The 20,201-nt window shown below is 71.4% G+C and carries 19 protein-coding genes; 5 read left to right on the top strand and 14 right to left on the bottom strand.

Annotation, left to right across the window (positions count from 1 at the left end):
- Positions 1 to 115 precede the first annotated feature (115 nt).
- From E1292_RS09650 to E1292_RS09640, 3 genes are all read right to left on the bottom strand, one after another.
- Positions 116 to 2,341, bottom strand: a complete 2,226-nt coding sequence (locus tag E1292_RS09650; protein ID WP_132594182.1) for a [protein-PII] uridylyltransferase — start codon at positions 2,339 to 2,341, stop codon at positions 116 to 118.
- 79 nt (positions 2,342 to 2,420) lie between these two features.
- A complete protein-coding gene (locus tag E1292_RS09645; protein WP_132594180.1) occupies positions 2,421 to 2,759 on the bottom strand; it encodes a P-II family nitrogen regulator in 339 nt (112 codons plus the stop codon).
- Positions 2,756 to 4,069 (bottom strand): ammonium transporter, encoded by a 1,314-nt coding sequence (locus E1292_RS09640; protein ID WP_132594178.1) that lies wholly within the window; start codon positions 4,067 to 4,069, stop codon positions 2,756 to 2,758. The genes E1292_RS09645 and E1292_RS09640 overlap by 4 nt, the downstream gene beginning before the upstream one ends.
- 204 nt (positions 4,070 to 4,273) lie before the next feature.
- Between E1292_RS09640 and E1292_RS09635 the strand changes: the two genes are divergently transcribed.
- The gene (locus E1292_RS09635; protein WP_246090026.1) at positions 4,274 to 5,197 is read left to right on the top strand and encodes an ABC transporter substrate-binding protein; all 924 of its coding nucleotides are present in this window, start codon (positions 4,274 to 4,276) and stop codon (positions 5,195 to 5,197) included.
- A 103-nt stretch (positions 5,198 to 5,300) separates the two neighbouring features.
- Here E1292_RS09635 and E1292_RS09630 read toward each other — a convergent pair whose 3' ends face one another.
- The 6 genes from E1292_RS09630 to E1292_RS09605 form a co-directional block, all read right to left on the bottom strand.
- Positions 5,301 to 6,074, bottom strand: a complete 774-nt coding sequence (locus E1292_RS09630) for an MOSC domain-containing protein (protein WP_165974459.1) — start codon at positions 6,072 to 6,074, stop codon at positions 5,301 to 5,303.
- Between the two features lie 434 nt (positions 6,075 to 6,508).
- Positions 6,509 to 7,450: a sigma-70 family RNA polymerase sigma factor gene (locus E1292_RS09625; protein ID WP_132509943.1), complete on the bottom strand. Its 942-nt coding sequence runs from the start codon at positions 7,448 to 7,450 to the stop codon at positions 6,509 to 6,511.
- A 68-nt stretch (positions 7,451 to 7,518) separates the two neighbouring features.
- A complete protein-coding gene (gene hutI, locus E1292_RS09620; RefSeq protein WP_132594173.1) occupies positions 7,519 to 8,706 on the bottom strand; it encodes an imidazolonepropionase in 1,188 nt (395 codons plus the stop codon).
- Between the two features lie 160 nt (positions 8,707 to 8,866).
- Complete coding sequence (locus tag E1292_RS09615) at positions 8,867 to 10,189, bottom strand: formimidoylglutamate deiminase (RefSeq protein ID WP_132594171.1); 1,323 nt, start codon at positions 10,187 to 10,189, stop codon at positions 8,867 to 8,869.
- A complete protein-coding gene (locus E1292_RS09610) occupies positions 10,180 to 11,352 on the bottom strand; it encodes an allantoate amidohydrolase (protein WP_132594169.1) in 1,173 nt (390 codons plus the stop codon). Before E1292_RS09610 ends, E1292_RS09615 begins: the two co-directional genes overlap by 10 nt.
- 26 nt (positions 11,353 to 11,378) lie before the next feature.
- Positions 11,379 to 12,053, bottom strand: a complete 675-nt coding sequence (locus tag E1292_RS09605) for an SDR family oxidoreductase (protein WP_132594167.1) — start codon at positions 12,051 to 12,053, stop codon at positions 11,379 to 11,381.
- Between the two features lie 264 nt (positions 12,054 to 12,317).
- Between E1292_RS09605 and E1292_RS09600 the strand changes: the two genes are divergently transcribed.
- From E1292_RS09600 to E1292_RS09585, 4 genes are all read left to right on the top strand, one after another.
- A complete protein-coding gene (locus E1292_RS09600) occupies positions 12,318 to 13,271 on the top strand; it encodes an ATP-binding cassette domain-containing protein (RefSeq protein ID WP_181958205.1) in 954 nt (317 codons plus the stop codon).
- Positions 13,268 to 14,017: an ABC transporter permease gene (locus tag E1292_RS09595; RefSeq protein ID WP_132594165.1), complete on the top strand. Its 750-nt coding sequence runs from the start codon at positions 13,268 to 13,270 to the stop codon at positions 14,015 to 14,017. The genes E1292_RS09600 and E1292_RS09595 overlap by 4 nt, the downstream gene beginning before the upstream one ends.
- A 501-nt stretch (positions 14,018 to 14,518) precedes the next feature.
- The gene (locus E1292_RS09590) at positions 14,519 to 14,752 is read left to right on the top strand and encodes a hypothetical protein (protein WP_132594163.1); all 234 of its coding nucleotides are present in this window, start codon (positions 14,519 to 14,521) and stop codon (positions 14,750 to 14,752) included.
- Positions 14,749 to 15,060: a hypothetical protein gene (locus E1292_RS09585; protein WP_132594161.1), complete on the top strand. Its 312-nt coding sequence runs from the start codon at positions 14,749 to 14,751 to the stop codon at positions 15,058 to 15,060. The genes E1292_RS09590 and E1292_RS09585 overlap by 4 nt, the downstream gene beginning before the upstream one ends.
- A 34-nt stretch (positions 15,061 to 15,094) precedes the next feature.
- Here the strand turns inward: E1292_RS09585 and E1292_RS09580 are convergent, their stop codons facing one another.
- The 5 genes from E1292_RS09580 to E1292_RS53570 form a co-directional block, all read right to left on the bottom strand.
- On the bottom strand, positions 15,095 to 15,940 hold the full coding sequence (locus E1292_RS09580) for a MurR/RpiR family transcriptional regulator (protein ID WP_132594159.1): 846 nt from the start codon (positions 15,938 to 15,940) through the stop codon (positions 15,095 to 15,097).
- Positions 15,941 to 15,997: 57 nt separating this feature from the next.
- Positions 15,998 to 17,647 (bottom strand): urocanate hydratase, encoded by a 1,650-nt coding sequence (hutU, locus tag E1292_RS09575; RefSeq protein WP_220446749.1) that lies wholly within the window; start codon positions 17,645 to 17,647, stop codon positions 15,998 to 16,000.
- Between the two features lie 53 nt (positions 17,648 to 17,700).
- Positions 17,701 to 19,428, bottom strand: coding sequence for an ABC transporter ATP-binding protein (locus E1292_RS09570; RefSeq protein WP_220446748.1), 1,728 nt, complete (start codon positions 19,426 to 19,428; stop codon positions 17,701 to 17,703).
- 240 nt (positions 19,429 to 19,668) lie between these two features.
- A complete protein-coding gene (locus E1292_RS54835; protein WP_281284012.1) occupies positions 19,669 to 19,794 on the bottom strand; it encodes a hypothetical protein in 126 nt (41 codons plus the stop codon).
- A gap of 52 nt (positions 19,795 to 19,846) precedes the next feature.
- The gene (locus tag E1292_RS53570) at positions 19,847 to 20,101 is read right to left on the bottom strand and encodes a hypothetical protein (RefSeq protein ID WP_246090025.1); all 255 of its coding nucleotides are present in this window, start codon (positions 20,099 to 20,101) and stop codon (positions 19,847 to 19,849) included.
- Positions 20,102 to 20,201: the final 100 nt, after the last annotated feature.

Below are 20,201 nucleotides of genomic sequence, written 5' to 3'. Positions count from 1 at the left end.
TCGTCCCCTCAGTCAACGGGCCCTCAAGCCGTCCACAAGGTATCCACGGCATCCGACTTACCAGGCATTTCGGACACCATTGTTACAAAGATGTCCGCCGGTCGTGTGCTGTTGGTTATCTCAGTGCGGCAAGCACCTGATCGCGTACTTGTGCCCTCTGCGCGTCGCCGCTGAGGGAGCGACCGGCGCGATCCACTACGTAGAAGACGTCCACCGCCTCCGCGCCGAGAGTCTCCACGCGGGCGGCTCTCACGTCAAGACCACATTCTCCGAACGCCCGTCCAATGCGCCACAGCAGCCCCGGCCTGTCATGGGCCCTGACTTCCACCACGGTGGCGGTCGCGGAAGCGTCGTCCACCAACGTCACGCGGGGTGGGGCGACGGGCACGCGAGGCGGCCTCGTGGAGCGCATACGGCGGGCCAGCCGCTGCTCGATGTCAAGACGCCCAGCAAGGACGAGACGGAGATCGGCCTCCAGCGTCGCCGGGTCGGGCGGCGAGCCGTACTCGGGGATGACGGAGAACTCGATCACGGCCGTGGACCCCGCGGAGGCGGCCGAGGCGGCGCGTACGACGAGCCGGTGCGCGGCGAGCACGCCCGCGGCGCTCCACAGCAGCCCCACCCGGTCGGGAGCGACGACCGTGACCGCTCCCCCGTTGACGCGTACGGCGCCGCCGCCGTGCCGGGCGAGCGCGGCCTGCTCGGCCGAGAGCACGGGCGGCCTGGGCGGAGGCGAGCCGGCGAGCACGGACCTGACGCGGCGCACGAGGTCGGCGACGAGCCCCGCCTTCCAGGCGTTCCACGCCGCCGGGCCGGTCGCGTTGCCGTCGGCGACCGCCAGCGCGGCCAGCAGGTCGAGGACCTCCCGCGTGCCGACCGTGGCCGCGACCTTCTCTATCGTGACGGGGTCGTCGAGGTCCCTGCGGGTGGCGGTCTCCGGCAGCAGCAGGTGGTGGCGGACGACGGTCGCGAGGATCTCCACGTCGGATGCGGGCAGGCCGATGCGGGTGGCGATGTCGCGGACCACGACCTCGCCGGTCACCGAGTGGTCGCCGGGCCACCCCTTGCCGACGTCGTGCAGCAGCGCCCCGATCAGCAGGAGGTCGGGACGGGAGACCTCCCGCGTGTGGCTGGCGGCGTTCGCGGCGGCCTCGATCAGGTGCCGGTCGACCGTGAACCGGTGGATCGGGTTGCGCTGGGGACGGTGGCGTACGCGCTCCCAGTCAGGAAGCAGCTTGACAAGGATGCCCGCCTGGTCGAGCTCCTCCCACACGGGCACCGCGGCGCGGCCCGCGCCGAGGACCGACACCAGCGCGTCGCGCGCCTCCTCGGGCCACGGCACCGGCATCGGCGGCGACTGAGCAGCCAGGACGGACACCGTGGCGGGGGCGAGCGGCAGCCCCGAGTCCGCCGCCGCGGCGGCGGCCCGCAACACCAGGACGGGGTCCTTGCGAGGGTCGACCCCGCGGGCGAGCACCACCTCGCCGCCGTGCTCGACCACGCCGTCCGCCAGCGGGCGGCGGCCCCGGGGAGCGGGGCCTGACAGGAGCCTGTCAACGGTGCGCCAGGTGGCGTCGAACGCGTGAGAGATGGTGCGGCCCGCCTCGGCGAGCCTGCGCATCAGCGCCTCGGCGTCGAGCAGGCCGAGCAGCCCGGCCACCGCGTCCTGCTCCTGCAACACCAGCCGGTCGGTGCCGCGGCCGGTGACGACGTGCAGCGCGTGCCGCACGTCGAGGATGAGCTCGTACGCCTCCCGCGCCCGGGGGCCGGGCGCCGAGGCGACCCAGGCGGCGGACACCGCCTGCATGGCCTGGACGTCGCGGAGCCCGCCGCGGCCGTCCCTCAGATCGGGTTCGAGGAGGAAGGCCAGCTCGCCGCTGGCGCGGGCCCGCTGGTCGGCGGCGGCGCGCAGCTCGCCGAGCCGGCGCCGGGAGTCGGCCCGCCACTCGGCGAGCACCGCCTCCCTGGCCTTGCGGGTCAGCTCGGGATCGCCCGCCACGTGCCTGGCCTGGATGAGGCCGAGCACGGCCTTCAAATCCTGCCGGGCGACGGTCACCGCCTCCTCGACGGTGCGGACCGAATGGTCGAGGTTGACCGCCGAATCCCAGATCGGATACCAGATCCGGTCGGCGACCCTGGCGACGTCGGCCCGCCCGTTGTGCAGCAGGACGAGGTCGAGGTCGCTGCCGGGGGCCAGCTCGCCCCTGCCGAGGCTCCCGACGGCGACCAGCGAGACGTGCCGGCCGTCACTGGCCGTACGGAAGAGATCCTTGAGCCAGCGGTCGGTGTCCGCGGCCCGCTCCTTGCGCGCCGCGGCGTACGAACGGGCCTCGCCCCTCACTCCTGCGCCCCCTTGCCGAGCTCCGCGAGCTCCGCGAGCTCCGCCCGGACCCCGTCGTCCGGGCGTCGCCTGGATCTCCTCACAGGGCCTCCGGGCCCCTCTCTCCCGTGCGAACGCGGATGACGGTGTCCACGGGCACGGACCAGACCTTGCCGTCACCGATCTTGCCGGTGTGCGCGGCCTTGACGATGACGTCGATCACGTCCTCGGTGTCGTCCTCTTCCGCGAGGACCTCGATCCTGACCTTCGGCACCAGGTCGACCTGGTATTCGGCGCCGCGGTAGACCTCGGTGTGGCCGCGCTGCCGGCCGTAGCCGCTCGCCTCGCTGACCGTCATGCCCTTGATGCCGAACTGCTCGAGGGCGGCCTTGACGTCATCCAGCTTGAAGGGCTTGATGATCGCCGTGATGAGCCTCATGCGTCCACCTTCTTCGTCGCGGGAGCGGTGACGGGGCCGTTGGGCGAGCTCACGCCGGAGGCGTGAACGGTGCCGAGGTCATAGCCGGTCTCGGCGTGGGTGGTGATGTCGACGCCGGTGACCTCGTCCTCGGTGGAGATGCGGAAGCCCATCGTCCTGTCGATGATCTTGCCGATGACCCAGGTGAGGATGAAGGAGTAGCCGCCGACCGCGACGGGACCGAGCACCTGCAGGCCCAGCTGGCCGACGCCGCCGCCGTAGAACAGGCCCTCGCTCTGCTGCTCCAGGAAGGGGTAGGCGGCCAGGAAGCCCAGGGAGACGGCGCCGACCACGCCGCCGACGAGGTGCACGCCGACCACGTCGAGGGAGTCGTCGAAGCCGAGCCTGTACTTCAGGCCCACGGCGTAGGCGCAGATCGCGCCCGCCAGCAGGCCGATGACCATCGCCGCCCACGGGTCGACGAAACCACAGGCCGGGGTGATGGCGACCAGACCGGCGACCGCGCCGGAGGCGGCGCCCAGGCTGGTGGCGTGCCCGTCGCGCAGCTTCTCCACGACGAGCCAGGCGCCCACGGCGACCGCGGTGGCGACCTGCGTGTTCAGGAAGGCCAGGCCCGCCGTGCCGTCCACGGCCAGCTCCGAGCCGGCGTTGAAGCCGAACCAGCCGAACCACAGCAGGGCGGCGCCGAGCAGCACCAGTGTCAGGTTGTGCGGCCGCATCGGCTCCTTGCGCCAGCCCTGCCGCTTGCCGAGCACGAGAGCGAGCGCCAGCGCCGCGGCTCCGGCGTTGATGTGCACGACGGTGCCGCCGGCGAAGTCCTCGATGCCCATGGTGTTGAGCCAGCCGGTGCCCCACACCCAGTGCGCGACCGGGAAGTAGACGACCGTGGCCCAGATGACGCTGAACAACATCCAGGCACCGAACTTCGCCCGGTCCGCGATCGCGCCACTGATCAGCGCGACGGTGATGATGGCGAAGGTCATCTGGAACATGGAGAAGACGAGGCTCGGCATGCCGGTGCCGTCGTCCTTGGTGGCGGTGTCGACCAGGCTCTGCAGGCCCAGGGCGTCGAAGCCGCCGACGAAGTTGTTGAGGGCCGGGCTGGGGTTGTCGGTGAAGGCCAGCGAGTGCCCGAAGAGCATCCAGGTGATGGTGACGGTGACGATGGCGCCGAACGACATCATCATCATGTTCAGGACACTCTTGGCCCTGGTCATGCCCCCGTAGAAGAACGCGAGGCCCGGAGTCATCAACAGCACCAATGCGGCGGCTGTGAGCATCCAGGCAGTCGTGCCGCTATCGATCTTCACGACGCGACCCTCCTTACATGTGACGTGTGGCCACAGCGTGTTCGGCCGGGGTTTCGTGGCTCGACCAGGTGTGTTTCACATTCGTGAATCTCGCCGTACGGGTGTTTCGGGCACGTTTCGGCCTTCGCACAGGCACCGTTTCGGCACGCACTATCGGGGCGTGGGATACTTAGGCTTGCCTAACCTAACGATCAAGGAATGCCCATGCGTCTCCGCCTGGCCCTCGCCGCCGCGCTCTCCTTCGCCCTCGTCGCCTGCGGTAGTTCCGCCTCCTCACAGGAGTCCGGTCCCACGCGGACCGTCAAGCACGCCATGGGCGAGACCAAGGTGCCCATGACCCCCAAGCGGGTGGTGGTGCTCGACACCGACAAGCTCGACACCATGATCTCGCTCGGCCTCACGCCCGTCGGCGCCGCGCAGGCCTCCCAGAACCAGACCTGGCCCGAATACCTCGGCCCCGCACTCAAGTCCACCAAGGCGGTGGGCACCCTCCAGGAGCTGAACATCGAGGCCATCATGGCGCTGAAACCCGACCTCATCCTCGGCTCCAAGTTCCGGCAGGCCCCCTTCTACGACAACCTCAGCAAGATCGCGCCCACCGTCTTCACCGAGCGCGTCGGCATCACCTGGAAGGAGAACTTCCTGCTCGACGCGGAGGCGCTGGGCAAGAAGGAGCAGGCCACGCAGATGTTGTCGGCCTACGAGACCCGCGCCAAGGACCTCGGCGCCAAGTTCGCGAAGCTGGAGGTGAGCATCGTGCGCTTCATGCCCACCGAGATCCGCATGTACGGGCCGGAGTCGTTCAGCGGCATCGTGCTGGGCGACGCGGGCATCCCGCGGCCCGAGGCGCAGCGGCTGGCCGACCAGGACGACAAGCGCTTCGGCAAGCTGAGCCAGGAGAACATCGCCAAGGCCGACGGTGACGCGATCTTCTACTGCGCGTACGGCGAGGCCGCCGCCAAGTCACAGGCCACGGTCACCGCCGGCCCGCTGTGGAAGAACCTGAAGGCCGTCACGTCGGGCCACGCCCACCACGTGGACGACGAGATCTGGATGACCGGCATCGGCGTCACGGCCGCCGGCAAGATCCTCGACGACCTGGACGAGCACCTCACCCCACTGGTGTGACCCGTCCCGGCGCCGGATCGCCATGGACATCTATGGCCTGACGCGCCTCGGACGTCACGTAGATCTACGGCCTGACACGTTCGAGGCGCATCGGCGCCGGGCTCTACGTCGTGACACGTCCGAGGCGGACCTGGTCGCCCTTCCTGACCTGACCGGGCCGCAGCACCTGCGCGTAGACCCCCGCGCACGGCTGCGGCCCCATGTCGAACACCGGCACCCGGTTGTGCCTGGCCACAGTGCGCAGCGCCTCGGTGTCGCGCTCCAGCGGCCCGTGCGCCAGCGTCGGCACGGCGCAACGAGGGGTGGTGACGATGACCCTCAGCACCACCTCGTCGCCGACGTGCAACTCCCGGCCCGTCCAGGCGTTCTCGGGAAAACCCTCCGCGCCCGTCGCGATCACGAGATTGGGACGGTAGCGGACGGCGTCGACGTGCCCGCGCGGGCTGAGGGCGCCGATCCGCGCCACGGCGGAGGTGGAGATCAGGTGGATCGGGGCGAAGTCGAAGAACGTGCCGCCCGGTGACGCCCCACCCAGCGTGCCGACGGTGTGGGGCACCTCGGCCTCGATCCCCTCGGCCAGCACCTGCTCCGGCACCGACCGCTCGAACTCGGCGTCGGCCGGCGGCACGTCGATCACCCGCACCTCGCGCCCGAGCATCCGTGACAGCTCCTCGTCGCCGGGGACGCGGGCGCCCTCGATGGCCAGCAGGCCGCGCCAGAGCCGCGGGTTCTTCGCACTCGCGATCTTGCCCGTGGTGACGTCGAGCACCGCCCGCGCCCGATCCCCCGCGAGCCCGCGCTCGGTCACCTCGCTCCGCACGACCTCCTCGCCCAGCATCGACTTGACGGGATAGCGGCGCAACGTCTCCACATGCATGCCCTCGACCCTACGGCCGATCCCACCACCTCACGTAGCCGGACCTGCTACGTAGCCGGACCTGCCACCTGAGCCGCGAAACGTCCCCGGGGGCCGGAGTACCGGCCCGGCGGCCTGCCCCACAGGGCGGTGTCGGCGCGAGCCGTCCTCGCGCGGCCCCCGCCGACCGCTGCCCGACGCGCCGTCGCCCTGGAGAAGCCCTTTCCGGGAACCCCCTCGGGCCGGGCGCCGCACCGCGTGCCTGCGGCCCGCTGGACTCGCCGTAGCCCATGGGAAGCGGTGCCATCGTCGCGCATCGGCCTCTGCGGCGGCATCAGCGTCGTGACGGCGCGGCGCCGCCAGCCGGACCGGGCAGCGGACGCGGAAGTACCGTCAGCCGGACCGGGCAGCGGACGCGGAAGTACCGTCAGGTCGTGACGTTGTGCGGGCGGCGCTCAGGCGGCGGCGGTGGCCATCTTGCGCAGACGGGCCAGCGCGTCGCGCTCGATGCGGCGGGCACGGTCGCGGCCGATGCCGTAACGCTCACCGACCTCCGTGAGCGTGTGCTCGCGCCCGTCGAGCAGGCCGTAGCGCCAGCGCAGCATCTCGCTGGTGACGCCCTCGAGCCCGGTCAGCCACTCGTTCAGCCGCTCCCGCTCCAGGATGTCGATGGCCTGCTGCTCGGGATCCGCCCACGTCTCGTCGGCGATCATGTCGCCCAGCTCGGTCTCGTCCTCGTCACCCACCCCGAGCTGCAGCGAGACCGGATCGGACGCCCACCGCCGCAGCTCCCGCACCCGCTCGATCGGCAGGTCGAGAATCTCGGCGAGGTCGTCGTCGGTCGGCTCGGCGTCGAACTCCGCCAGGATGTCGCGCCGCACGCGCATCAACCGGGTCATCTGCTCGCCCGCGTGCGTGGGCAGCCGCACCGGCCGCGCCTGCTCGTGGATGGCCCGCCCCACCGACTGCCTGATCCACCACGTCGCGTAGGTGGAGAACTTGTAGCCCCGCCGGTAGTCGAACTTCTCCACGGCGCGGACCAGGCCCAGGTTTCCCTCCTGCACCAGATCGATGAGCGGCATCCCCCGGCCGGAGTATTTCCTGGCCACCGCCACCACCAGGCGCAGGTTGGCCTGGATGAACTCGTCCTTCGCCCGCTGACCGGAAATGGCCAGGCGCTCCAGCTCCTCGTCCGCCGCGTCCCCGATGCGCGGCTCCGAGCCCCCGCTGTCGAGCAACTGCTCGGCGAAGAGTCCCGCCTCTATCCGCTTGGCGAGCTCCACCTCTTCTTCCGCCGTGAGCAGCGGGACCCGGCCGATCTCGGCCAGATAGGTCCCCAGCAGGTCGCGATCGGCGACATGCTGCTCCTGCGTGCGACTCCCCGTAGGCCTTGCCATCCCCAGGCACCTCGTTCCCGCAGCTGCGTTCCCTACCGGGCCAACGTCCGGCCAGAGGCAAAGATTCCCTAAAGCACTACGTCGGAGGGAGGGTTATGGATGTCCTCCTCAAGGAGGAGGCCGCCGTGAAACACCTGGTGGACGAGGGGAACGCCAGGTCTGTAAGCGAGATGCACGTAGGAGGGGGCATCGAGGATGACGACGTCCGCGCGGGCTCCGCGCCGCAACCAGCCTACGTCCGTACGCCGGAGCGCGCGTGCCCCGCCGTACGTGGCCGCCCTGATCGCCTCCAGCGGCGTCATCCGCATCTCGCGTACGGCCAGCGCCACGCAGAACGGCATCGACGACGTGAACGACGACCCCGGGTTGCAGTCGGTCGCCAGCGCCACCGTCGCTCCCGCGTCGAGCAGCCGCCGCGCGTCCGGGTACGGCGACCGCGTGGAGAACTCCGCCCCGGGCAGCAGCGTCGCCACGGTGCCGGAGGAGGCCAGCGCGTCCACGTCGGCCGGCGCGAGGTGGGTGCAGTGGTCGGCGGAGGCGGCGCCGAGCTCGCAGGCGATCCGCACGCCCGGCCCCTCGGTCAGCTGGTTGGCGTGCACCCGCGCCCCGAGCCCCGCTTTCACGCCCGCCGTCAGGATCTCGCGCGTCTGGTCACCGTCGAACGCCCCGCGCTCGCAGAACACGTCCACCCACTTGGCGTAGGGGGCGCACGCTTCGAGCATCTCCCCGGCGACGAGCCGCACGTACGCGTCGGCGTCCATGTCGGAGGGCACGACGTGCGCGCCGAGGAAGGTGGTCTCGTCGGTCAGCGCGGTGGCGATCTCCAGGCAGCGGCGCTCGTCCTCGACGGACAGGCCGTAGCCGCTCTTGATCTCCACGGTGGTCGTGCCCTGGGCGAGCATCTCGTTCACCAGGCCGAAGGCGCGGGTGGCCAGCTCGGCGTCGCCGGCCCCGCGGGTGGCGGCGACCGTGGTCCTGATGCCGCCTCCGGTGTAGGGCTCGCCGGACATGCGGGCCTGGAACTCGGCGGTCCTGTCGCCGGCGAAGACCAGGTGGGCGTGGCTGTCGACGAAGCCGGGGATGACGGCCCTGCCTCCGGCGTCCACGCGCTCGTCGGCGTCGGGCGCCTGGCTCGCGGGCCCGGCCCAGGCGACCAGGCCGTCGTCGATGACGAGTGCCGCGTCGGGGATCTCCTCGCGTTCCGGATCGCCGGTGTACAGGAGCCCGATCCCGTCGATCAGCGTCGTGCCCGTCATGGGTTCCTCCTGGGTGGTCGGTCTTCGCAAGGTGCCGATCTACGCGGTCGTCGCAGGGCGGCGCTCTGGGGGCGTCACCGGGGTTCGGCCCGGCTGGCCGTCGGCGGGGGTACGGGTGGTCACCGCAGGGGTACGGGCGGTCACCGTAAGAACCCGGCGGTCACCGCAGGGCGCCGATCGCCTCGGCGAGCATGGGACCGACGTCGCCGAGCAGGTGGCGGCCCTCCGTGACCACGCGCCGGCCGCCGGAGACGACCGCGTGCACGTCGGCCGCCGTGGCCGCGTACACGACGGCCTCCAGCCCGCGCGCGCCCGCCGTGCGCACGGAGTCGAGCCGTACGGACACCAGGTCGGCCCACGCGCCCGGCACGAGCAGGCCTGCGCCGGGGAAGCCGAGCGAGGTGTGGCCCGTGACGGTGGCGGCGGCGAGGAGCTCGTCGGCGCGCCAGTGGCCGCGCTCGTGACTGGCCAGCCGCTCGTCCAGCTCGACCGCCCTGGCCTCCTCGAACAGGTCGATCACGGCGTGGCTGTCGGAGCCGAGCGTGATGGACGCCCCGCGGTCGGCCGCCGCCCGGGCCGGGCCGACGCCGTCGGCGAGGTCGCGTTCGGTGGTGGGGCACATGCACACGTAGGAGCCCGACTGGCCGAGCAGCTCGATGTCCACGTCGGTCAGGTGGGTGGCGTGCACGGCGGTCGAGCGGGGCCCCAGCACCCCCCGCTCGTGCAGCACCTGGACGGGCGTGGCCGCGTACATCTCGATGCACGCGGTGTTCTCCGCCTGCTGCTCCGAGACGTGCACGTGCAGGGGCGCCGCGTTGCGGTGGGAGAACTCGGCCACGACCGGCATCTGCTCGGGCGGCACCGCGCGCACCGAGTGGATGGCCGCGCCGATCTCCACGTCGGGCTGCCCTTCGTACGCCTCCGCCAGCTCCTCCGCCCTGGCGTCCCAGCCTTCGGCGTCGCCGTCGGTGAAGCGCAGCTGCGTGCCGGTCAGGGGCGCGCCGATGCCGCCGGACAGGTAGCAGGTGTCGAGCAGCGCGATGCGCAGGCCGGCGTCGCGCGCGGCCTGGATGAGGGCGTGACCCATCGCGTTGGGGTCGTCGTAGGGCCGGCCGTTCCCGGCGTGGTGCAGGTAGTGGAACTCGCCAACGCACGTCACCCCGGCCAGCGCCATCTCGGCGTAGACGGCCCTGGCCAGGCGGAGGTAGGAGTCGGGGTCAAGCTTGGCGGCCACCGTGTACATCCGCTCGCGCCAGGTCCAGAAGTCGCCCTTGCCCTCCTGGGCGCTGCCGCGCAGGGCGCGGTGGAAGGCGTGGGAGTGGGCGTTGGCCAGGCCGGGGACGGTGAGCCCCGCCAGCCGCTCGGCGGAGCCCGGCGGGCCCTGGCCGATGTGCGCGATCCTGGCGCCTTCGATCTCGATGAGCACGCCGTCGGTGACGCCGTCGGGCAGCCACGCCTGCTCGCACCAGTAGGTCAGCGACACAGATCCTCCAGCACGTTCGCGAGTGCCACGACTCCCGCCTCGCAGTCTGCCTGTTCGGCGTGCTCATCGGGGGAATGGGACACGCCGGTGGGGTTCCTGACGAACACCATGGCGCTCGGTACGCCCGCCGTCGCCAGGATTCCCGCGTCGTGCCCGGCTCCTGTCGCCAGGATCGGCGCGGGCGTGTCGCCTCCGGCCACCCTGGCCAGCCGGTCCCGGAGCGCCACGTCGAAGGCGACGACCGGCGTCCACGACTCCTCCCGCACGTCCGCCGGCGCCTCGGCCGTCAGGTCCGCGACGAGGGCGCGTACGGCCGCCTCGTCGGGGCCGCGCGCGTCGAGCCAGGCCGAGACGAGACCGGGGATCGCGTTGGCGTTGCCGGGCGAGACGCGGACCTTGCCGACCGTGGCCACCACGCCGTGCCGCGCCGCCAGCTCGCGCGCGGCCGGCACCATGCGGGCGAACGGCAACATCGGGTCGTCGCGGTCGGCCAGCCGGGTGGTGCCCGCGTGGTCGGCCCGGCCGCGGAAGTCGAACCGCCACCGCCCGTGCGGCCAGATCGTGCCGGCCACGCCCACGGGGCGGCCCTCGGTCACGAGGCCGCGGCCCTGCTCGACGTGGAGCTCGACGAACGTGCCGATCATGGCCAGCGTCTCGTCGTCACGCCCGATCGTGCGGGGCCGGCGCCCCGCCCCGGTCATGACGTCGGCCAGCGTGTCGCCGTCGTCGTCCTTGAGCCCGAGCGCCCGCTCGGGCTCAAGGAGGCCGGTGAGCAGCCGCGACCCCATGCAGGGGACGCCGAACCTGGCGCCCTCCTCGTCGGTGAAGCACGCGACCCCGACGGGTACGGCGGGGGTGACGCCGCGCGCTTTCAGCAGGTCGAGCGCGGCGAAGGCCGAGACGACACCCAGCGGCCCGTCGTACGCGCCGCCCTGGCGCACCGAGTCGAGGTGGCTGCCTGTGACCACGCCGGGCCGCCGCGGCGAGGGGTCGCCCCACCATCCCCACAGGTTGCCGTTGCGGTCTTCGCGCAGGCCGAGCCCCCTCCGCGCGGCCTCGCCCGCGAACCATTCGCGTAGCTCCAGGTCAGCGGGCGACCAGGCGTCCCTGACGTAGCCGCCGGTCGCCGGATCCCGTCCTACGTGCGCGAGTGGTTCAAGCATGACCCCACTCTAGTGAATGGAACCATTCAGCCCCTGGGCCGGATGGTCAGCTCGGTGAGGTGGGCGTCGGGGCCCGCGGTGACGGCGGCCAGCACCGCCCCCGCCACGCTCTCCGGCGTGAGGTATCGCTCCGGCTCGAATTCCCCGCCCTCGAACTCGCGTACGCCGCGCTGCATGTCGGTGGCCGTACGGCCGGGGTAGACCGTGGTGACCCGCAGTGCGGGCTCCTCCAGGCGCAGCGCGTCGGCGAGGGCCTTCAACGCGAACTTGCTGGCGGAATAGGAGCCCCAGCTGGGGTTCACCCGCTGGCCCGCGCCCGAGTTGACGCAGACGACGTGGCCGCCGGCCCGTCTGAGCGCGGGCAGGAGCAGCCTGGTCAGCTCGGCGACGGCGACGACGTTGACGTCCATGGTCCTGCGCCACACGTCGGCGGACTGGTCGGCGATCCGGCCCAGCACGCTGATCCCGGCGCAGTGCACGAGCACGTCGAGCCGCTCGACGTGCTCGACGTCGGCCTGGGTCACCCGCGTCAGCTCCACCGGCCACGGCTGCGCGCCGGGCAGTTCGGCCGCCGCCGCGGCGAGCGCGGCCCCGTCGCGGCCGCCGAGCATGACGTCGTGCGTCGGGGCCAGGGCCCTGGCGACGGCCGCGCCGACGCCTCGTGAAGCGCCGGTGACCAGCGCCGTCGGTCGTTCACTCATGGGCTCAGCTTATTGACGCCCACCGAGATCCATGGACGGCCGGAAAAGGGGGAGATTCCGGCCGCCTTGTATGGCAGGATGCGTCAGCTCACGATGAGCGTGGAGACCTTCGGACACGTTTCCGGCGCCCGAGAAGACGCCACGGCGCCCCCGGCACGTGGGCGAGAACTCCGCCTGGCCAGAGCCATGCAGCGAGCCCTGCCCGACCGGGTCGGGGGCAGGCCCGAGGCGGACGCGTCGCCCTGTAAGGAGCGGGAACCCCCCATGATCATTCAGGCAGACGGCCTGCGCAAGACGTTCACCACCAGAAGCAGGAAAGGCACACAGACAGTCGAGGCCGTACGCGGCGTCGGCTTGGAGGTGAAGAAGGGCGAGATCTTCGGCGTGCTCGGCCCCAACGGCGCCGGGAAGACCACCACCATCCGCATGCTCTCCACGCTGATCGCCCCCGACGCGGGCAAGGCCCTCATCGCCGGCCACGATCTGCTCAAGGAGCCCGCCGCGGTCCGCCGCAACCTCGGCTACGTGAGTCAGGCCGGCGGGGTGGAGGACACCACGAGCGCCAGGGCCCAGATCGTGATGGCCGCCAAGATCCACAACGTGACCGACCCGAAGCGGGCCACGGCCGAGGTGCTGGAGCGCTTCGACCTGACCGAGATGGCCGACCGCCCGGGCCGTACGCTCTCCGGCGGGCAGAAGCGGCGCGTGGCCATCGCGATCGGGCTGGTGCACAGCCCGCCGCTGCTCTTCCTCGACGAGCCCACCACCGGACTCGACCCGCAGAACCGCGCCAACCTTTGGGAGCGCATCAGGCAGCTGCGCGAGGCGGGCACGAGCGTGCTGCTCAGCACCCACTACCTCGACGAGGCCGACGCGCTGTGCGACCGGCTCATGATCGTGGACCACGGCGAGGTGGTGGCGGAGGGCACCCCCGGCGACCTCAAGCGGGAGGTGTCCGGCGACGTGATCACGCTCAGGGCGGACGACCTCGAGCGGGCCGCCGACACGCTCAAGCCGCTGGCCCGCGAGACCCGCGTCGACGAGGACGTGCTGCGCGTCTACGTCGACGACGGCGAGCACACGCTGCCCGCGCTGCTGCGGGCGCTGGAGGAGCAGGGGATCGGGCTGAGCTCGATCGCGCTCGACAGGTCCACCCTCGACGACGTCTTCCTGGCCAAGACCGGCCGCACCCTTCGTGACGCTGGAGCCGACTCATGATCCGCCACACCGTCCTGTTCACCGGCTACGAGTTGAAGAAGTCGTTCAGCAATCCCGTCTGGCCGCTGTTCGGCATCATGCAGCCGGTGCTCTACCTGCTGATGTTCGCGCCGCTGCTCAAGACCATGACGCCGGGCGGCACGACCGTCGACGCGCTGCGCGTGTTCACGCCGGCGTCGATGATGATGATCGCGGTCTTCGGTTCGTTGTTCTCCGGGTTCGGCCTGATCGCCGAGCTGCGCAACGGCTCGCTCGAGCGCTACGCCGTCAGTCCCGCGTGGCGGCCGGCCATCGTGCTCGGGCGGGTGGCGAAGGACATGGTCGTGCTGGTGTGCCAGGCGATCCTGGTGCTGGTCGTGGCGATCGCGATGGGCGTGCGCATCGGGGCCGTCGAGCTGGTGCTGGTGCTGCTGCTCATGGCGGCCACCGGGTTGTTCGCCTCGGGATTGTCGCAGGGGCTGGCGCTGACCGTGCGCGACGAGAACGGCATGTCGCAGACGCTCAACCTGTTCATGTTGCCGATCATGTTGCTGGCCGGGTTGTTCGTGCCGATCTCGTTCGCGCCCGACTGGATGAAGACGCTGGCCCCGATCAACCCGCTCTATCACGCGGTCGAGGCCGGGCGGGCGTTGTTCGCCGGGCGGCTGTCCGACTCGTCGATCCCGGTCGCGTTCGGGCTGTTCGTCGTGCTGGCGGTGCTCACCACGATCTGGTCGATGCGCTCGCTACGGAGGATCGCCGGTTAGACGCCCCCAGCGGGCCGACATACCGCCGGCATACCAGCGGGACATAGTTTGCCGGGGTGTCGATCGCACGAGGAGCTCCATGAACCACGCTCCGCCGCACGGGCCTCACCGGCAGCCGTGGGGGGCAGCCGTACCGTCAGCCTCCGACACGCTGACGCCATCGCATGACAGGCCCCGTCGTCGCCGTCTCCCTGCTCGGGATCGTCCTGGTCGTCGCCGGCGTCATGTATGTGCGGTTCGACGTCGTTCCCGAAGGGACCGGCGGTTACCGGGCGTGGTCGGCGGCTGCGGAGAAGCTGGGCATCGCCGACGTCAAGGTGCGCACGACCCCCGATCCGGGCCCGTATGCCGTGATGGCGCACCAGGGAGCGGCCTGGTTCACGCGGACGCATTTCGTGCACAGGAAGGCGGGCAAGGTCGTCTCCTCAGAGATCGCCACGGGCACGATCGCCTGGGAGTACCCCTTGCCGTCCGGCGGCGTTCGACGAGGCGGGCGAGAGTGTGTGGCGGTGGTCGTCACCGCAGGCGGGGGCCGAGATCGCGCAGGTGCTCTCCGCCGATCCGCTCGTCGTCATGATCACCCATGGTGGGAGGAGTCGCGACGCGGAGGTCTGGAAGGTCGATCGGGAGTCCGGCGAGCACGTCACGGTGTGGGAGGGAACCATCGGCGACACCTCGCCCTGCGACCAGGCCGCCCCGAGCCTGCGTCACTGCCCGCGCGGACGCTCGGCGTGATCACGGTCGTCGACGGGAAGATCATCGCCTACCAGGAAGCCCTTCCCCGGATGAAAAGAGGCCGCAGGCACCAACCATGGGCGGGCGTGCCGGGGCTGGTGGTCGCCATCGACCCCGCCACCGGCAAGGACACCCCGCTCATGGCCTTGCCCTCCAGCTCGACCACGTCCCTGCACGATCTGACCGGCACCTCCAGCTTCAGGCACTTCGGCACCAGCGCGCTCTGGGACGGCAAGCGCCTGGCCATCTACAGCAACGAGAGGGTGTACGGGCTCCGGTCCGCCCGGGACGCCGTCGTCTTCGCGTGATCGGCACGGGCCGGCACTCGGACCTTCGATCAGGTCATGGCGATCGCCAGGGCAGATCGCCGGTGAGGAACGTGCCGGTCTCGTCCGTCATCCGCTCGTACTCCTCCAGCCGCGCCTGGGTGCGCAGCGGCGCCGCGTCGGCCATGGCCTCCACCAGGGCCATGGCCAGGGCGAGCGGCGCCGCGTGGGAGTCGAACACCAGCCGGTCGCCGACCGGTGCGTCCAGCACCACCTCGGCGGGGAAGTCGGCCCGGTCGCAGATCGCGGCCACCCGGTAGCCGAGCTTGTCCGCGTACTCCAGGGCGTCCATCGCCTCCACCGGGTAGCGCGGCAGCACCACGGCCACCAGCCACTCCGCACCGGCGCGGCGGGCGGCGTGCAGGCCGTCGATCAGCTCCGAGCCGCCGTGCGTGAGCAGGCGCACGTCCGGGTGGACGCGCCGGCCGTAGTAGGCGAACGTGGTGGCCAGCCCCGCCGACACGCGCAGGCCCAGCACCGGGAGCGGCTCGGCGGCGGCCAGGCACTCGCCCAGCTCCTTCAGCGGGAGCGACGGCAGCCGGTCGCGCACCGAGGTCAGGTTTCTGATCTCGCGGTCGATGGCTCCCTTGATGAGGCTCTCCTGCCGGCCCTCCGGCGGCCCGCCCAGCACCAGCGGGCGCAGCGCCTGCCGCAGCTCCGGATAGCCGGCGAAGTCGAGCACCATCGCGAACCTGGTCACGGACGGCTGGCTCACCCCGGCCCGTTCGGCCAGCTCCACGCTCGACAGGAAAATGGCCTCCTCCAGGTGTTCCGACAGATAGTGCGCGATCCTCCGCTGCACCGGTGAGAGCCTGCGACCGTCGAGCAACCTGTCCAGCCCGCTGTGATATGCGCCCGTCACGCCTCCTCCAACGCCGTGAACCTGGCGTTCTCATCCCACATCGGCATCAGGAGTCACTCAGGATTCGCGCATCGGGATGCGGACGCCGCGCTCCGCCGCCACCGTGGCCGCCTCCTCGTAGCCCGCGTCGACATGGCGCATGACGCCGGTGCCCGGGTCGTTGGTGAGCACCCGGTCGAGCTTCTCGCCGGCGAGCGGGGTGCCGTCGGCGACCGTCACCTGACCGGCGTGGATGGAGCGGCCGATGCCGACGCCGCCGCCGTGGTGGATGGACACCCAGGCGGCCCCGGAGGCGGTGTTGAGCATGGCGTTGAGCAGCGGCCAGTCCGCGATCGCGTCGGACCCGTCGGCCATGGCCTCCGTCTCGCGGTAGGGGGAGGCCACCGACCCGCTGTCGAGGTGGTCGCGCCCGATCACGACGGGCGCCTTCAGCTCGCCGGACGCCACCATGTCGTTGAACCGCTCACCTGCCAGGTTGCGCTCGCCGTATCCCAGCCAGCAGATGCGCGCGGGCAGGCCCTGGAAGTGCACCCGCTCGCCGGCCTTCCTGATCCACCTGGCGAGCGCCTCGTTCTCGGGGAAGAGCTCCAGGATCGCCCGGTCGGTGGCGGCGATGTCCGCCGGGTCGCCGCTCAGCGCGGCCCACCGGAACGGGCCCTTGCCCGCGCAGAACAGCGGCCTGATGTACGCCGGCACGAACCCGGGGAAGTCGAACGCCCGCTCGTAGCCGGCCAGCCGGGCCTCGCCGCGGATGGAGTTGCCGTAGTCGAACACCTCCGCGCCGGCGTCCTTGAAGCCCACCATGGCGGTCACGTGCCGGGCCATCGAGGCCCGCGCCCGCTCGGTGAACCCGGCCGGGTCCTTGTCGCGCTCGGCCGCCATGTCCTCGAAGGCCACTCCCTCCGGGAGGTACATCAGCGGGTCGTGGGCCGAGGTCTGGTCGGTGACGATGTCGATCTCCGCGCCGCGGGCCAGCAGGTCGGGCACCGCCTCCGCGGCGTTGGCCACCACCCCGATCGACAGCGGCCTGCGGGCGTCGCGCGCCTCGTAGGCCAGCCGCAGCGCCTCGTCCAGCGACTCCGCGGCCACGTCGAGGTAGCGGTGCTCGATGCGGCGGGCGACCGAGCGCGGGTCGCAGTCGACGCAGATGACCACGCCGCCGTTCATGGTGACGGCCAGCGGCTGGGCGCCGCCCATCCCGCCGAGCCCGGCCGTCAGCGTGATCGTCCCGGCCAGCGACCCGCCGAAGCGCTTGTCGGCGACCGCCGCGAACGTCTCGTACGTGCCCTGGAGGATGCCCTGCGTGCCGATGTAGATCCACGAGCCGGCGGTCATCTGCCCGTACATGGTGAGGCCGGCCGCCTCCAGCCGCCGGAACTCCTCCCAGCTCGCCCAGTCGGGCACCAGGTTGGAGTTGGCGATGAGCACCCGGGGCGCCCACTCGTGGGTGCGGAACACGCCCACGGGGCGCCCCGACTGCACCAGCAGGGTCTCGTCACCCTCCAGCGTCGTCAGCGTCCTGACCAGCGCGTCGAACGACGGCCAGTCACGTGCGGCGCGGCCCGAGCCGCCGTAGACGACCAGCTGCTCGGGGTGCTCGGCGACCTCCGGGTCCAGGTTGTTCTGGAGCATGCGGAGCGCCGCCTCCTGCGGCCACCCCTTGGCGGTGATCGTCGTGCCTCGCGGCGCGCGCACGCTGCGGCTCATGGTGACCCTCCTGAATGAGAGCATTCATCAATGTCACCCGCAGACTACATCGGCTAGCTCACCAGGAACTGGGTGGCGGCCAGCTCGCGATAGAGGTCATCCAGGCCGACCAGCTCGTCGTGCGTGCCGACCGCGCGTACGCCCCCGCCCTCCATGACCACGATCCGGTCGGCGTTGGTCACGGTGGACAGGCGGTGCGCGATGACCAGCACCGTGGTCTCCGCGGCCACCTCGGCGATGACCTCGCGCAGCCGCAGCTCGTTGACCGCGTCGAGCTGCGAGGTGGCCTCGTCGAGCAGCAGCAGCCGGGGCTTGCGCAGCAGCGCCCTGGCGATGGCGACGCGCTGCCGCTCGCCGCCGGACAGCAGCACGCCGCGGTGCCCGACCGCCGTCTCCAGCCCTTCGGGCAGCCTGGCCACCAGGTCGTCGAGCCGGGTGCGGGCGATCGCGCGGTGCAGCTCCTCGTCGGTGGCATCCCTGGCGGCGAAGAGCAGGTTCTCCCGCAACGTGCCGGCCAGCACGGGGGCGTCCTGCTCGACGTAGCCGAGCGCGGCCCGCAGCTCGCCCAGCGGCCAGTCGCGGATGTCGCGGCCGCCGATCCTGATCGTGCCGCCCTGGTGGTCGTAGAAACGTTCGAGCAGGGCGAACACCGTCGATTTCCCCGCCCCCGACGGCCCCACCAGCGCGGTCAGCCCGCCGGGCGGCACCTCGAAGGTGACCCCGTCGTGCACGATCGGCCGGTCTTCGCCGTACCGGAACACCACGTCCTCGAACGTCACCCCGACCGGCTCCACGCTGCCCCGGGCGACGCGGACCGGCTCGGTCGGCTCCGCCGGCAGCTCCTCGATCTCCTTGATCCGTTTGAGCGCGGCCAGGCCCTGCTGGAGCTGCACACCGCCCTGGACCAGCTGCCCGATCGGCGGCACGAGGTAGAACAGGTAGAGCAGGAACGCGATCAGCGACGACACCTCGAGCGTGCCGGAGGCCACCCTCGACCCGCCGACGCCCAGCACGCACAGGAACGCGATCTGCACCGCCATCCACGTCGCCACGCCCGCGAGCGACGTCCACCCGGCGACCTGCAGGCCCCTGTCACGGGCGCGCACCGCCGCCTCGCCCACCTCGGCGATCTCCCGCTCCTCCGCGCCGCTCGCCTTCACCGTCCTGTACGCCTGCAGCGCCCGGTCCAGCACGGCCCCCATCTCGCCCACGGCCTCCTGGGCGTGCGTCTGGGCCCGCTGGATCTTCGGCATGATGAGCGCGACCAGCCCGCCGATCACCACCACCACGAGCAGCGTGATCAGCAGCAGCACGCCGTCCATGGCCGCCATCATGACGATGGCCCCGACCAGCATGAACGCCGCGCTCACCGACTCGACGATGCCGTTGGTCAGCACGGCGCGCAGCAGCGTCGTGTCGCCGGTCACCCGCGACATCAGGTCGCCGGGCTTGAGCCGGTCGACGTCGGCGACCTTGAGGCGCAACATCCGGTCCACGAGCCCGCGCCTGGCGCCGAGCACGATGCCCTCGCCCGTGCGCTCCATCAGGTAACTGCCACCGGCCGACACGACGGCGCCCACCAGCACCGCGGCGGTGAGCCCTAACAGCGGCCCGGCCATCGACGTGTTCTGGCCGAACGCGTCGACGACGTACTTGGCCAGCAACGGCATCGCCAGACCCGCCACCGAGCCGATCAGGCCCAGCAGCCCGCCCAGGAACAGGACCTTTCTGTGCGGGCGTACGTAGGCGAGCAACTCCTTGACCACCGCAACCCCTTTCACGACATTTCTCGACTTCGCTCCAACGAACGGGAAGCCTCGATCGGCACCGATCCGCCAGGGTCAACCTAAATTGACGACCTGAGTATGTCAACTTTGGTTGACACCTCCTTCGTGAGGAGGAGACGACATCCGGGGAGCGGGCCTGGCCCTACGCTCGGTGGCCGCCTCGTGGTGTCATCCCTCCGGCGGCGTGGACCCAGGGACGACCTTGTGACCTTGCGGGCGCTTTATGGCAGAAAATCAGTCGATGTCCGGCAAATCGGGATCGTCCACATCGGCGTCACCGTCGTCGACCCGCCGCAGCCTGATGTCCTCCACCCACGCATGCGCGAACCGCCGAATCTCCCCGATCCGGCGCGGATCCACCCCGTAGGCCTCCAACTCGTCGTCCGCGATGAGCTCGACGCGTCTTCCACGCTCAGCACCCGCACCATCCCGCAGGCGACCGGCCGACGCCGAGCGCCTCGCGCAACAGGCCGAACGGGCGGCTCTCGCCGGCGGCCTCGACCGTCAACCGCCCCGTACGCGGTGTCACCTCGATCATCGACGCGTGCAGCCCGGCCTCCTGGAACGCTCCGAGGACGCCTTCGACCACGAGGGGCAGGGGCAGCTCCGCGGCCGTGGCGAAGTCGAGGTTTCCGCTCGGGCGACCGGTGAACCCGTGCGCCCTCATCGCGTGGGAGCACGAGGCCGTAACGGTCGCACACGGGCAGCACAGCATGCAGCAGACGCTGCTGCACCTTCTCCCCCGGCCCTTCGAACAGAGAAGGAGG

The organism is Nonomuraea deserti, from assembly GCF_004348685.1.
Classification (GTDB): domain Bacteria; phylum Actinomycetota; class Actinomycetes; order Streptosporangiales; family Streptosporangiaceae; genus Nonomuraea; species Nonomuraea deserti.
The sequence above is the reverse complement of the archived record's forward strand: the minus strand, read 5'-3'. Positions and strand labels throughout refer to the sequence as shown.